Below are 14,510 nucleotides of genomic sequence, written 5' to 3' on the forward strand. Positions count from 1 at the left end.
TATCTCACAAAATGGGGCAAAATACTGCTTATCATTTTATTTTTATCACAATTTTCCCTTTTGCATGATGTGATTCGCTAAGGGCATGTGCTTCCCGCAATCCCTGTTCACTAAATTCAAAGATACTTCCAACAACAGGCTTTAATTTTCCTTTTTCCATAAGATCAGCCAATTGCTTTAATTGCTTGCCATTTGGGTTGAGCCAATGAAATTTTACGCTGATTCCCATTTCCTCAGCTTTTTTTTCATCTGGGGGCTGAACAATGGAGACTAATGTTCCCCCTTTTTTCAATACATGATAGCTTTTCGTTTGGATTTCACCGCCCATTGTATCAACGACCAAATCATAATTGGATAATTCTTTTTCAAAGTCCTGCTGATCATATTTAATGACTACATCAGCACCAAGCGACTGAAGAAACTCTTCGTTTTTACTGCTTCCTGTTGCTGCAACAAAGTAACCAAGGCTTTTGGCGATTTGGATCCCGATACTGCCAACACCGCCAGAACCAGCATGTATCAAGACTTTGTCACCTGCATGCAAGTGGGCAAAATCAACTAGGCATTGGAGTGCAGTTAATCCGGCAAGGGGAACCGCTGCAGCCTCTTCAAAGCTGATATTATCTGGTATTTTGGCAAGAAGATGTTCCTGGGTCACAATATATTCCGCGTAGGTCCCTGAAGCAGTTGTTTCAGGTCTTACAAAAACTCGGTCACCAATACTTAAGGTCGAAACTCCGGGACCGATTTCCGCCACTGTTCCCGCTGCATCCCAGCCTAAAATAATGGGAAATTCAAACGGAAACATTTCTTTAAGATAGCCCTCTCTGAGTTTCCAATCAATGGGATTAATAGAGGTTGCATGCATTTCTATTAATACTTCCCCCTGTTTAGGTGCTGGTTTCGGCATTTCCTTTTCTATCAATTTCTCTTTGCTTCCATATTTTTCAATGACTATTGCCTTCATATAATCTAATCACCTTTTTCAAAATAATAGGAGTATTATTCCAAGGCTTATTATGTTAATCAAAGTGATTTTTATACTTGGCCATTGATTTGGTTTTATTTTTGAATCAGTTCAAAAAAGGAGCAAATCGTAAGAATGCCTTTGTCAAAGTTTTCTAAGTTAAAATGTTCGTTCGGAGCATGAAGATTTTCATCCGGCAAACCAAATCCCATCAGAACAACAGGAGCATTTAGTGATTGGCTGAAATCCGATACGATTGGTATGGACCCGCCCTCTCTTTTATAGACCGGTGATCTTCCATACACAATTTGATAAGCTTCGGCAGCTTTTTGCATCATCGGACTCTCAATTGGAGTTAAAAATGGATCACCAGTATCCTGAAGCACTACTTTTACGGTACATCCCTTTGGTGCATGCTCCTCCAGATGCTTTTTGATCAATTCCTGAATTTGTGCAGGCTGTTGATTGTGTACTAAACGGCAGGTTATTTTGGCATGTGCCGCATTCGGGATTACGGTTTTTGTGCCTTCTCCTTGAAATCCGCCCCACATCCCGTTAATTTCCAGCGTTGGCCGGGAACTGATTCTCTCTGGATATGGATAATTTTGTTCTCCTCCCGTTAAATCAGTTAAACCTAACGATTGTTTTAGCTTTTCTTCATCAAATCCGAGTGCCTTAATTTGTTCCTTCTCAAATTCAGTTAATTCTGCGACATCATCATAAAAATGATCAACATTGACTTTCCCGTTTGCATCATGAAGAGTGGAAAGCAGCTGAATCAATAAATGATTGGCGTTCTGAACCCCGCCGCCAAACATGCCGGAATGTAAATCAGAATTAGCTGTCTTGAGAGAAACCTCCAATGCACATAGACCTCTTAATGAATAGGTAATAGCCGGAATTCCTCGATCCCACATATCGGAATCAGAGATAACGACGGCATCACAGGATAACTTTTCTTTATTCTCAGATAAAAATTGCGGAAGATTTGGACTTCCGATTTCCTCTTCCCCTTCAATACAAAATTTTACATTCACCGGTAATTTTCCAGTTGATTTCAATAGAGTTTCTACTGCTTTGATATGTAAGAACATCTGCCCTTTGTCGTCTGTAGCCCCTCTAGCATAAATCTTTTCATCACGAATATCAGGTTCGAATGGAGGAGTCTCCCACAGATCAATCGGATCCACAGGCTGTACATCATAATGGCCATATACTAGAACAGTCGGGGCATTTTCCTGATGAAGCCAATCAGCATATATGATGGGATGACCTTTTGTCTGAATAACTTCGACATGCTCCATTCCAATACTTTCTAATTTTCCAGAAATCCAAGAGGCCGCTCTTTGAATATCCTCTTTATGCTGGGATAAGGAACTGACGCTTGGAATTCGGAGCAATTCTTTTAATTCCTCTAGATTAGTATGATGATTACTGGATAATAACTCCGATAACTGACTCATGTTATCACCTTTTTCATTATAATTTATCTATTCTATTGTATACCAAAATGTGGTGATTACCCAAAGCTTAGGTTTTGCTGGAATAAATAGGACTAGCTCTGCTTTTGAACTAGTCCATTAAAAGTTAATCAAGCCACAGGCTCTCTTTGCTGCACTTCACTAAGATACCTTGTTATCCCCTGCTGCAGTACTGGTATTACATCAAAATGATCATTGTACGGAACAGTTAATATTGGGTCATCTTCAAGCCCATTATACATTGGAGCCGTATATTTTACTTGCCCCACCCGATTAGTGATATCCAGTCCTTCTGACATTTGGATATTTATTTTCACCAAGTTGGCTAGGTTACTTTCATACTTGAGATTTCCCTGCAAATGTGTCCGGCTTTGAACGATATCCTCTATTAATATATTCAACTTATATCGTGCTGCCAAAGCTTCATCCATCACTTTATGCCAGATTTCCTGCCCTGCTTCGTTCACAAGACTCAATATGTAGATGGTTCTTGCTGCATTATACTTTATGAAGCCTTCCCACATAATGTCGTCTGTTCCTTGTTCAAGAGCAGTATTAAATGACTTCTTCGCTTCTTTTAGATAGATAATGAACAGCTCTTTATCGTCTTCGTGCATAGAGCCTATTATCTCTTTAGCATGTTTTAAGCGCTGTAAAGAAAACATATTACCCTCGGGGAGTTCATACTTGTTTTGCAGGACAGCAATCGCTTTCTTTTGATAAAAAAGGCCTAAATAATTATAATAAACAGTCTGTGTTACAGGATTTCTAAGCATGGTCCCTCTTACTTCCAAAAGAGACGAGGCAAAATTAAAACCCTCTGAATACACATGATTTTGATAATGTAATACTGATTTGATTAGCTTTACCGACTCTTTTATTAAAACTAAGTTTCCATTACTGACCTCTATGAGGGCTGTCATTCTCTTTTCCATCAATAATAGAATTTCTTGCATCCTTCTTTTCTTCTCTTTTTCCTCTTCTTTTTTGTGATAAAGGTATGGAAGAAATACTAATATATCAATCATATATTGCAAATTGTCGGCGAACTGAATAGCTGTCCTGGATTCCTTTTTAAAAATAATCTCTAATTTTGTAAATATATGTTCTGCAAACTTTCTAGAATCAGACATCTTATACTCCCTAATTAAACTGGTAAAAGAGGTCATATAATTTTCGTTTTCAAGAACATTGCCCTCCATTTGTGAAATTTTATTCACATTATCAATTGAAAGATAGGTAAGAAAAGCCAGGACAAATGCAATGACCGAGATAATCAAACCCACAACCGTAACGGAGTATTCTGTGTTCTTGTTCTTAAAAAGTTCGAGATCATAGATTTGATAAAATGAAAGAACTAAGACAATAGCAAAGACAATAACCAAATAGACAATAATTCTTAACGTTTTAGGCCGCAAAGATAATGCTCCTCCTTTCGCTGATAACGGATATTATAGCATATCATTTGTCCCATATATATCCTGTTTTGGTACAAATGGCATATATGCTGGATTTCCTAAAGACTAGTTCTTGTGCATACGGAAATGAGTATTTTTGTATTCGAACAGGAAATCAGCTAGGATTATCGGAATGGTATTCTCATTTTGACAACTTCAACCAGAAATCAGCTAAAGCTGTCAGAATGACGATCTCTTTTTGACAACTTCAACCAGAAATCTGCTAAAGCTGTCAGAATGACGACCTCTTTTTGACAACTTCAACTAGATATCTGCTAAAGCTGTTAGAATGACGACCTCTTTTTGACAACTTCAACTAGATATCAGCTAAAGCTGTCAGAATGACGACCTCTTTTTGACAACTTCAACCAGATATCAGCTAAAGCTGTCAGAATGACGGCCTCTTTTTGACAACTTCAACAAGAAATCAGCTAAGGCTGTTAGAATCATCCCTAAATAAAATCAGGACAGCAAAAGGAGCTGCTAATAGCTGCAGCTCCTTTTCCTTGTCAGACTTATTCAAATAATGGACTGACTGCTTTTAGGTTGTGAATCCGGTCAATGGCCTCTACAAGTAATGGGGCCACAGACAGTACAGTAATTTGCTCCATTTTCTTTTCAGCAGGCAGTGCAATCGTATTGGTAACCACTAATTCTTTAATTGGAGTTGATTGAATTCGTCTGACGGCCTCACCTGACAGAACAGGATGCGTGCAGCCGGCATAGACCGCCTTTGCCCCATTATCGATTAACGCATTGACACATGTTGCAATGGTTGAGCCCGTATCAATTAAATCATCAATAATAATCGCGTTTTTGCCTTCAATATTACCAATGATATTCATGATTTCTGTAACACTATGTTCTGCTCGTCTACGATCTATAAGGGCAATAGGAGCATTCAGCAATCCTGCCAATTTTCTCGCACGCACAACTCCGCCATTATGCGGGGCAACGACTACAAGATCCTCTAATGCCTTTTCCTTAAAATAGTCCGCGAGTATCGGGATTCCTACCAGATGTTCCACTGGTATATCAAAAAATCCTTGCACTTGCGGTGAATGAAAGTCGATCGTCAGAAGTCTTGATGCCCCAGCCGTTTCTAAAAGATTGGCCATCAGCCTTGCTGTAATGGGCTCCCGAGATCTTGCCTTGCGATCCTGCCGGGCATAGCTATAATAAGGCATCACCACATTGATCATTTGAGCAGATGCTCTTTTTAAGGCATCTATCATAATGAGAAGCTCCATCATATGCTTATTCGGATCTGAGGCAGATTGAACAATATAGACCTCACAGCCCCGGACACTCTCATCAATACTGATTTGGATTTCTCCATCACTAAATTGTTTAACAGAGCATTTCCCAAGCTCGCAGCCTAACAGACTTGCCATTTCCTCTGCAAGCTCCCGGTTAGAATTAAGAGAAAACATTTTAAAATTACTTTTGAGTACGTAGGACACAGTTTTTCCTCCAAGTAAATATATTTATGAGTTTTGTTAGGCAAACAAACCTATAGCTCCGCATACTTTTTATTTATTCAAATACTTTGTCTACAGGATACTTCTTCACGTTCTTCAGAACCTTATTATGGATAAATTCAGCAAAACCTTTTCCAATATGGTTCACCGCTTTTGAAGTTGTTTGTGATTATTTTATCATAAATCCGCAAGAAAAAAGAGAGAATCTGTCGGAAACACTCGAACAATCATTAAGCAGTTAACAGATAATTGATTACAACTCTTATAAACGAACGAACCTTCCCTATGTTTGCCAATGTTTAATCCACTTTTATTTAGTGAAGAATGAGTGCTGAGGTGATCATAATGAAGTTAATTTTAGTAGCAGGCAGTATCATTGTCCCCATAATTATGGTTGCATTGCAAAAAAAATGGCTGAAGCTAAGGACTTTTTTTACTATAGCTGCCATCATAACGGCCTTAATTTTTGGTAATATTGCCTCTATCGCTATTTTCAACATAATCAAAGATGGTACTGTCTTTATGACAAAAATTCATGGTATATTTCTGAATCCCTATTTCTTAATCTCTGGCGCTTATTTAGGCATGTATTTTCTTTATTCGATGTTGCTGCGTGTATTGGATGATAATAAAAAAAATGCCGGGACCCACTGAATGAAACAGTGTTTCCCGGCATTTTTACCATCCTGTCAAATTTTTTATTCCTGCAGTCCATGTTTCAGTCATCCGCTATAAACACTATCACATGTTCCAGACGCTGGCTCATAAAAACAGTGTTGTTTAAATTGACCGGTAAAAGGCTGATTGTACCATGTAGGAGGACACGGAGCATATGGATTAAAGTACCAGAGAGCAAATTTCGCTGGGTGATCTCTCCAGTAGTCCAAATTTTGTCTTGCTAACCTTCTTTCAGACTCCCTTGCCCTTTGATAAAACACATTGCCTTTTTGCACAGCCTCAAAAGAGTAATTTCCTCCTTGTACTTGAAAAATTACTTGTCTTACGGATCTCAAATCCTTAAAGTCAGTGCAATCTGCAATTACTCGATTAACAATGACATTCCCAACATATAACATTCCTTGTTTTCCTTCGCCCTCAGCTTCTGCTCTCATCATTCTTGCCATCAAATCAACGTCTGCACTTCGGTAAGGTATCCTTGCCATTTTGCCACCCCCAAAGTATATTATGAAAAATATCCATCTTTGATGTCCTTGATTGGTAAGTAAAAAAGTTTAATTAATAAAGTTTATGTGTCCAAATATCCAAAAATTCTTTATAAATCTACATTACTTTAAAGGCCCTTTGCCAAATCTCTTCGATTAGCTGATAAAGGAGGCTGTTCTAGCCATTCATTTGCAATCATGAGATTTACTCCATCCTCGGAGAATTTTAAGATTTCTACAGTTAAGCGTGAATAATCAACCACTAGATCAGTTCTTTGGCTTTCTGAAATAGATATCCCGTAATTACCGATTCCTGCATAAATCATCAAGCTAAACTGAAACATCATTAGTTTATCTGAAAAAGGCGATTCCGTTGAATCGGTAATTTCCTGGTCAAACGACATGGGAACAGGAAGTGAATTCATTTCCAAATAACTTCTAAAAACCTTTATATGCTTTAGGGCGATTTCTTTCCCTCTTAAAATATATTTACGAACTTTATCTGATTTAGCCACTTGACTAAAAGCAGTAGCCAAACTTGTCCCTAGTTGATTTGTCTCAACATTTGCATGAAGATTCGTTACCTCTGTTCCTGTTAACGATTCCCTTCTCCCAAGCCCTTCTAATATAAATGATTGTCTTTGCACAAATTCTATTTTTTGTGGGTATGGAATAAATGGGGGGCGAACAGCTAGTCCTTTTTCTAATAAAAGCTGAGTAGTTTGGGTTTTCAATTCCAGGATTGATGTCATGCATTTTGAATAGAAAGAATGAATATCCTCACGATAAATATTCTGCAATACTCTGCCGTAAGTAACTAATCCACCCTTCACCATATTATGAATGTATCTTAAATAAAATATATCCGAAAACAAACGCTTGGCTTTCAAATTAACATCTTTTTCAGTAAATCCTTGTGGAATCTGTATCCCTTCATCTGAAAAAATTCCTCTTATCATTTCAATATGCTGCTGGGATAAATCTAAAGAGTGTGTAACAATTGATTTTATATCCTCATCCTCGATATTTTCAAGAAAATACTTTAACATACATACCGACATACTATCGGCAAGATATGAAGTCCATAAATAGTTTAATTCAGCTGCACTTAACTTAATATGACCCTGATTTCTTTCCAACGATTACACCTCCTAATTTAAAGCAATCTAGGATAATATCTCCGAAAATAGGAAAAAATATCATTGTCACCTAATAAAATCCATCAGCTGCATGTTTTAAGTGGCCAACAACATTGGTTTTAGCACAAAACAAAAAAAACCACGGGGATTTCCTCCGTGGTTTTTTTGTTTTTGTCTGACAGCTTCTTGCTTTCACAAGGGGACAGCCTCTAAACTGTCACATGTTTTTACGCTTCATTTTCCCCCGCATTTTCATTCTTGCTGTCAATGGCAGAGCTTTCCGGAAGCGTAACACTGACATGCTGATCTCCTCTGGTTTTTGAAGCGTAAGACTTAATTAATTCAGCAACATCAATTCCAGTCATTTCTTTTAGAGGTTCTTGCATATCAACCATTGTTTTGGTAATGCTTCTTCCAAAGGAAGGCACGCCCTGGCCATTGCCAGAATCAATGATTTTAACAGAGTCAATATTAGTAAGCGGCTGAGCGATTTTTTCTGCAAAGATTGGCAGCATTTCAATTAGTTTCTCAGTAATAATGACATCTCCGTGTTTTTCCATAGCTTCAGCGAGAAGTCTGCGTGATTCGGCTTCAGCCTTTCCTCGTTCACGAATAACATCTGCCTCCGCGGAACCTTCTTCTCTGCGTATTCTTGCTTTTGTTTCCCCATCGATTTCCGCCTTGCGAGCTTCTGCCTCTGCTTTACGAGTAGTTTCATAGTAGTCAGCATCTGCTTTCGCTTTACGCACTTTACTTTCCTCTTCCTCCAGCTTAACCGCACGTTCACGTTCTAAAAACTGTAGTGTTAATTCTTCTTCTTTTACTTCTTTGGCTAATTTAGCTTTTTCCAATTCGTAGGACTGTTCTGATTTTGCCCGAGCCCGTTCCGTTTCCTCTTTAAAGGCAGCATCCTTTAGATCCTTCTCTTTTTTAGATTCTGCAATTGTAATCTGGCGTTTGTATTCCTCTTCCTTTGCCTCTTGATCCATTTTTGCCCGGTGGATCCGCGTTTCCCGTTCGCTGTCTGCTTCAGCAATCTCGGCAAGCTTGCGAACCTCGGCAATCCTTGGCCGGCCCAAGTTCTCTAAGTAACCATTTTCTTCATCCGCATCACGGATATCAGTTAATCCCAAAGCTGTAATTTTAAAGCCCATTAAATCAAGCTGCTTCTGTGCTATCTCGGAAACATCGAAATTGAACTTCTCACGATCATTATTAATCTCCTCAACTGTCATTTTGGATAAAATCGCGCGCAAATTACTGCCCAGCACTTCAATAATTTCCTCTTCGATTTCCTTCTGGGCCTTCCCTAAAAATTGCTCCGCGTAGTTGGCAATTCCATTTAACGAGTCCGCAACCTTAACCATCGCAACTGCATCCGCAACAATGGGAACTCCGCCATTGGTATAAACCCTTGGTGTTGAAAGCTTTAATTGAAAGGATGTAAGGTTAACGGGTGTAGATGTCTGGAAACGCTTAAGAAGATAGCCTCCGCCGCGGATAATCTTCATCGAGCGGCCCTCTGAATCTGTAAAAATATTACTTTCTTTCTCAGGGTCCCCTAATCTTGGGCCGGTAATAATTAATGCCTCATTCGACTTCGCCGTACGGTAGCGAAATTTCACCCAAAAGAAATAAACGATCCCTCCAAGTACCCCAATAACTAAAATGGGAATTAGAACAATCAGTACGCCAAAAAATCCGGACATTCTCTCTCCCCCTCTTGTTCATTTTCTCTGCCCAACTTATCATACGGGCGAAAGTGCAGAAGGTTTCAAAAAATCCGAATTCCAAACAGCTTTGTATTTAAAAATCGTTTGTTCAAAATTGTAAAGATCATGGAGTGAGAAAAAGAAAGAGCTGCAGATGCAGCTCAGCATTAAATCTCAATGAGTATAGGAACCACCATCGGTTTTCTTTTCATTTGGTTAAACACATGCTGTTGAATAGTCTTTCTGATTTCTCTTTTTACTACATTCCATTGGTTTCGATTCTCTTCTTGCAGCTCACTGACCGTTTTTGCAGTCAGGCGGTTAACATTTTTTCGGAGTTCCGAGAAATCACTGTCTATGAATCCTCTGGATATTGTTTCGGGATCCGATAGCAGTTTTCCCTCGGCTTTGCTTATGGTTAACACTATGATGAGCATACCGTCCTCTGCAAACTTTTTGCGGTCCCGCAGCACAAATTCCCCTACATTGCCAACATCCCCGCCATCTACATAGGCATTCCCTGCTGGAACGGAGCGGGTTTGGCGGGCAATGCCGTCTTCGATATCGACAACATCCCCATTTTTAATAATAAATGTGTTTCCCCGCTCCACTCCAACGGATTCCGCTAACAGCCTGTGATGATGCAGCATTCTAAGTTCGCCGTGAATCGGGATAAAATATTTTGGTTTCATTAGAGTCAGCATTAGTTTTAAATCTTCCTGATAACCGTGTCCGGAAACATGCATACCGGATGTACTTCCTGAACCATAGATCACTTTGGCTCCAATTTCATAAAGATTGTCTACAATACTTGTTATGTTTTTTTCATTTCCAGGGATCGGTCCTGCTGCTAGAATGACCGTATCTTCTGGTAAAACTTCGACGCCGCGGAAGTTTCCAGAGGATAAACGTGCAAGTGCAGCCATCGGTTCGCCCTGGCTTCCCGTACACAAAATGGCTACCTTTTCAGGTGGCAGTTCATTAATTTCATTTTGGTCGATTAACATTCCATCAGGGACAGTTAAATAACCACGTTCCATCGCAATCGCTACGACATTTACCATACTTCTTCCCAGCAGCGCAAGTTTTCGATTGGTTTTTTGTGCTGCATTCACAACCTGCTGAACACGGCTAATATTAGACGCAAAAGTAGAAATAATAATCTTTCGGTCTGCTTTCATGAATGCCGCATCCAAATGGCCGCTTATCGTTTGTTCTGATGGAGTCAAGCCAGGACGTTCGGCATTGGTACTTTCTGATAGTAGAAGCAGGACCCCTTCCCTGCCGATTTCAGCCATTTTATGAATATCAGGACGCTCATTATTTTTCTCCGGTGTTAAATCAAACTTAAAGTCACCTGTATGTACAATATTACCGTCTGGTGTGCGAAAGACCATTCCCAGACAATCAGGAATGCTATGCGTCACTTTAAAAAAGCCCACCCTTATTTCTCCAAACGTCAATGATGAATTTTCGTTAATTTCGATAAGTTCGCTTTCCCGGAGAATTTTATGTTCTTTTAACTTGAGTTCAATTAATCCAAGTGTGAACCGGGTAGCATAAACGGGGACATTTAATTTTTTTAAGAGGAACGGAATTCCCCCGATATGATCTTCATGTCCATGGGTGACTATTAAAGCTTTGACTTTCTCTTTATTTTCGATTAAGTAAGCGATATCAGGGACAATCAAATCAATCCCTAACAAACTTTCATCGGGAAATTTATTGCCGCAGTCAATAACCACGATTTCATTGGCATATTCGATGGCATACATATTTTTCCCGATCTCATTCATGCCGCCTAAGGCAAAGACAGATAAGATATTCTCTTTGGTACTCAAATTAGTATCCTCCCACTACAAATATAACCTTAGTATGTCCTCTATTTTTTCCATTTATATGTACAAAGGAGGTTGAGATGGATATGTACTTTAGAAAGTACCTTGGCTCACATTAATTGATTATCTACTTCTGAGGTGTCGAGGTTATCACCGAACCAATCTTTCATTTTAGATTTTGCTTTATTTTTTACTTCATCGTCTATATATACAGCCACTTGAAAAAGAGCAACCCCCAATGCACCTAAATCATCACCATATCCTATACCTACAGCTACATCAGGTATTAAATCAAAAGGGAAAATAAAATAGCCTAACGCTGCAACAATAGTAGCTTTTGCTTTTACCGGTACATTTGGTTTTTGCAGTACGAAGTAAAGTAATAGGCTTGCATACACTACTGAATGCCCAGCTTTAAATGCAATTTTTCTCAGCTTTTTCCAAAACTTATCCTCTGAATAATGTTTGTCCATGCCATCCATGAAAAAACCCCTTTTAAAATTTTTATTATTGTTATTATTATATTCTTTCCTCAGTAAAATGTTTGGTTATTAAGAGAAAGGCTTTAAATGATCTTTCTTTTTGTCAAAAAAATATAAAAACCATCAACTGAATGGATGGTTTTAAAAAAATATTGCCTAATTATAACCCGCTCATTTATGTCCATTTTTTTTAAAACATCAAAAGAGACACCATTAAATGAAACTAAATTCATAATGATAAAATTGCGAATCCCGAATATACCCATTTTTTTCATACAATCTTTGAGCAGCATAATTATCTGGGGCTGTTTCCAAACTAATACTTTTTGCACCTGTTTCGATGGCAAAATCTTTTACTCTATGTAAAAGCATTTCTCCTATTCCTTGCTTTCTGGCATTTGCATCTACATACAAGTCATTTAATATCCATGCTCTTTTCATGGATATGGAGGAAAATGTGGGATAAAGCTGTGTAAATCCTACATACTTTTGTTGATCTTTAACAATGAATATTACGGAATCCTTATTTACTATACGTTCTTTTATGTAAGATTGCGTACCTTCTGGATCTGATGGCTGATGATAAAACATTCGATACGAATTAAATAACTTTGCAACTCCTTCTAAATCCTCAATCCCTGCTTGATATACTTCCATTTAGATTCCTCCTTGTAAATTGAAGCTAATTCAATTTAACCAATGTTCTGGTTTTTTTAAGTAGTTTGGTATTTTGGTATGGGTGTTCCCTTTAGCTGCATTTATTTGAGATTGTGTTAGAAAAATAGCACCCGTTAAGTTCGCATGACTTAGGTCAGCATCTCTGAGATCAGCACCTATAAGGTCAGTTTTTCTTAAATCAGCGTGTCTTAAATTAGCTGCAATCAAAAGTGTCCCTCTTAAACTTTCTCCCTTTAAATCTGCCCCTTTAAGATTTGCACCTAAATAATCTAAGCCTTTCTTTAATCTTTTCTTTTTATTATTGATAATCACATTTCCACGATAAACTTCACTTGTTTTAAGCAATAAATCATTTACTTTACTTCTATGAACAACAATGTCCAACTTTAATATCTCTTGAGGTTCTGCCATTGTCAATTCAAATGTTTCTTCATAGATATCTTGCAAACTTGAATGGAATGGCTGTGTTTCCTTTAAACTTATAGCATGGTTGAGATACCACAGCATCTCATGCAATTGCTGAACCCGCGGGAATACGGCAAACATTTCTGCGGCACATTCGGGGTTGTTTCTCCAATCAGCCCCATCATACATTCTTTGTGATACATATTGTCCTGCTCCAAAGCACTCATATGAAACGCAGCCACGAAACCCTTTTTTTCTTAATTTATCATGTACCTGACAGCGATTATCACTACATAGATTTTGGCAAGGCTCTCCACTGTCTTTATTAACTGGAAAATCTGCTGATTTAAAATAAGGCAAGGCTACGCAGCATAATCCAAAACACTGAGTGCAATCTGACTTAAAATAATCATTCATATAAAAGACACTTCCGTATTCTCTAGGTTTATTAAAAGTTTAAACTGGTATATTGAGCTTTTCTAATTCTTTAAGCGATTGGTGTACCATTTTTAACAGGCTGATCTGGCTTTAAAAGTACCACATCTCCTTCTTCTGGAACACCTCCGATGACCAATACTTCAGATTTAAACCCTGCAATACGCCTAGATGGGAAGTTTACAACAGCTAACACTTGGCGTCCAATAAGTTGTTCTGGTTCATATCTTCGTGTAATTTGAGCTGAAGAATGCTTTATGCCGATCTCACCAAAATCAATTTCTAATTTAATTGCAGGTTTTCGTGCTTCTGGAAATGGCTCTGCCTTAATTACAGTACCAACACGAATATCTAATTTCAAAAAATCCTCAATTGTTGCCATAGATATTACCTCCTTATTTCACATTTATAATCATTTAATTTTCTTATTAATTTTCAGAATAAGCAATAAAGCGTTTAACCATATTTTACTTATAAATCCCAAAATACTGTTCCAATAGCTCTTTAAACCTATCGTTGTCAATTTCTTCTTTGGTCACGGTTCCATTTGTCCACTGTGTAAATGAACGATCTGTTAATATGACATTTCCTTTAGGTGTAAGTCGTGTGATTAAAGGATTTTTGTTAAATGAAGATTCAGGATGTTCTGCGATAATCGTTTGAATCTCATTAAATTCAGCTACTTCGGTTATACGATTCTTTGAATCGAAGGCATAGCCGATTTTCCAATCTGTATCCTTATGCTTCAATTTCATTTCAAGGACATAGTCTCCATGTTTACTATCCAACTTTTTAATTCGAAACTCTCCAGTATCAGAGGCTACGGTTTCCCCGGTAAAAGGGACTGGTTTTAATGGCAAATTCCCTCCGAACCCTGTATCTATTAAGTATGTTTGTTGCTCGTGAGTGAGAAGAATGGTTACATGAGTTCTTCCAAGTGTATGAAACTCTTGAGCAGCATGATTGTAAACAACCCCGCGCGCTAGGACAGCGTTAAAACCATTTTCTATTAAAAAGTAGTAGAAAATCGAATTCAATTCATAACAAAGACCCCCAACTTGTTTTACTAATATTTTATTGGTTAAGTTTTCTTTCGTAATATCACTTGTTTTATTTTCAATAATACATAAATTTTCAAAAGGGATCTTTTGTGCTGTTTTTTCAAGAATATAATTCAGCGATTGGAAGGTAATATCCTCTTTTTCTGGAATACCAATTCTTTGACGAAATAAAGTATTGAGATCACTCATTGTTCTAACCTCCAATAATCAT

At 38.0% G+C, this 14,510-nt stretch carries 14 protein-coding genes; 1 reads left to right on the plus strand and 13 read right to left on the minus strand.

All coding sequences use genetic code 11. The annotated features are described in order from the left end of the window. Positions 1-31: 31 nt before the first annotated feature. The 4 genes from AC1Q59_RS02230 to AC1Q59_RS02245 all read right to left on the minus strand — a co-directional run bounded on the left by AC1Q59_RS02230 (position 32) and on the right by AC1Q59_RS02245 (position 5,368). Positions 32-967 (minus strand): NADP-dependent oxidoreductase, encoded by a 936-nt coding sequence (locus AC1Q59_RS02230; RefSeq protein WP_492364139.1) that lies wholly within the window; start codon positions 965-967, stop codon positions 32-34. Between the two features lie 95 nt (positions 968-1,062). After that, positions 1,063-2,430 carry a dipeptidase gene (locus AC1Q59_RS02235; protein ID WP_492364140.1) on the minus strand — a complete coding sequence of 456 codons (1,368 nt, stop codon included), beginning with the start codon at positions 2,428-2,430 and terminating at the stop codon, positions 1,063-1,065. A gap of 128 nt (positions 2,431-2,558) precedes the next feature. Beyond that, entirely contained in the window at positions 2,559-3,866 is a 1,308-nt protein-coding gene (locus AC1Q59_RS02240; RefSeq protein WP_492364141.1) for a hypothetical protein, read from the minus strand. Positions 3,867-4,420: 554 nt separating this feature from the next. Continuing rightward, entirely contained in the window at positions 4,421-5,368 is a 948-nt protein-coding gene (locus tag AC1Q59_RS02245) for a ribose-phosphate diphosphokinase (RefSeq protein WP_492364142.1), read from the minus strand. Positions 5,369-5,731: 363 nt separating this feature from the next. On the opposite strand from AC1Q59_RS02245, the gene AC1Q59_RS02250 reads away from it, so the two are divergent. Next, positions 5,732-6,040 (plus strand): transposase, encoded by a 309-nt coding sequence (locus AC1Q59_RS02250; RefSeq protein ID WP_492364143.1) that lies wholly within the window; start codon positions 5,732-5,734, stop codon positions 6,038-6,040. A gap of 68 nt (positions 6,041-6,108) precedes the next feature. On the opposite strand, the gene AC1Q59_RS02255 is transcribed toward AC1Q59_RS02250, so the two are convergent. The 9 genes from AC1Q59_RS02255 to AC1Q59_RS02295 form a co-directional block, all read right to left on the minus strand. Further along, a complete protein-coding gene (locus tag AC1Q59_RS02255) occupies positions 6,109-6,549 on the minus strand; it encodes a cell wall hydrolase (protein WP_492364144.1) in 441 nt (146 codons plus the stop codon). A gap of 128 nt (positions 6,550-6,677) precedes the next feature. Further along, positions 6,678-7,688, minus strand: coding sequence for a DUF3231 family protein (locus tag AC1Q59_RS02260; RefSeq protein ID WP_492364145.1), 1,011 nt, complete (start codon positions 7,686-7,688; stop codon positions 6,678-6,680). A gap of 227 nt (positions 7,689-7,915) precedes the next feature. Further along, positions 7,916-9,397 carry a flotillin family protein gene (locus AC1Q59_RS02265; protein WP_492364146.1) on the minus strand — a complete coding sequence of 494 codons (1,482 nt, stop codon included), beginning with the start codon at positions 9,395-9,397 and terminating at the stop codon, positions 7,916-7,918. A 170-nt stretch (positions 9,398-9,567) separates the two neighbouring features. Continuing rightward, entirely contained in the window at positions 9,568-11,241 is a 1,674-nt protein-coding gene (locus AC1Q59_RS02270; protein WP_492364147.1) for a ribonuclease J, read from the minus strand. A gap of 107 nt (positions 11,242-11,348) precedes the next feature. Next, a complete protein-coding gene (locus AC1Q59_RS02275; protein WP_492364148.1) occupies positions 11,349-11,720 on the minus strand; it encodes a YkvA family protein in 372 nt (123 codons plus the stop codon). Between the two features lie 213 nt (positions 11,721-11,933). Next, positions 11,934-12,377 carry a GNAT family N-acetyltransferase gene (locus AC1Q59_RS02280; RefSeq protein WP_492364149.1) on the minus strand — a complete coding sequence of 148 codons (444 nt, stop codon included), beginning with the start codon at positions 12,375-12,377 and terminating at the stop codon, positions 11,934-11,936. A gap of 30 nt (positions 12,378-12,407) precedes the next feature. Further along, a complete protein-coding gene (locus tag AC1Q59_RS02285; protein WP_492364150.1) occupies positions 12,408-13,220 on the minus strand; it encodes a pentapeptide repeat-containing protein in 813 nt (270 codons plus the stop codon). Between the two features lie 70 nt (positions 13,221-13,290). Next, the gene (csaA, locus tag AC1Q59_RS02290; protein WP_492364151.1) at positions 13,291-13,620 is read right to left on the minus strand and encodes a chaperone CsaA; all 330 of its coding nucleotides are present in this window, start codon (positions 13,618-13,620) and stop codon (positions 13,291-13,293) included. Between the two features lie 85 nt (positions 13,621-13,705). Next, on the minus strand, positions 13,706-14,488 hold the full coding sequence (locus tag AC1Q59_RS02295; protein WP_492364152.1) for an arylamine N-acetyltransferase family protein: 783 nt from the start codon (positions 14,486-14,488) through the stop codon (positions 13,706-13,708). Between the last annotated feature and the right edge of the window lie 22 nt (positions 14,489-14,510).

The sequence above is a fragment of the Cytobacillus sp. MT66 genome (assembly GCF_058792595.1).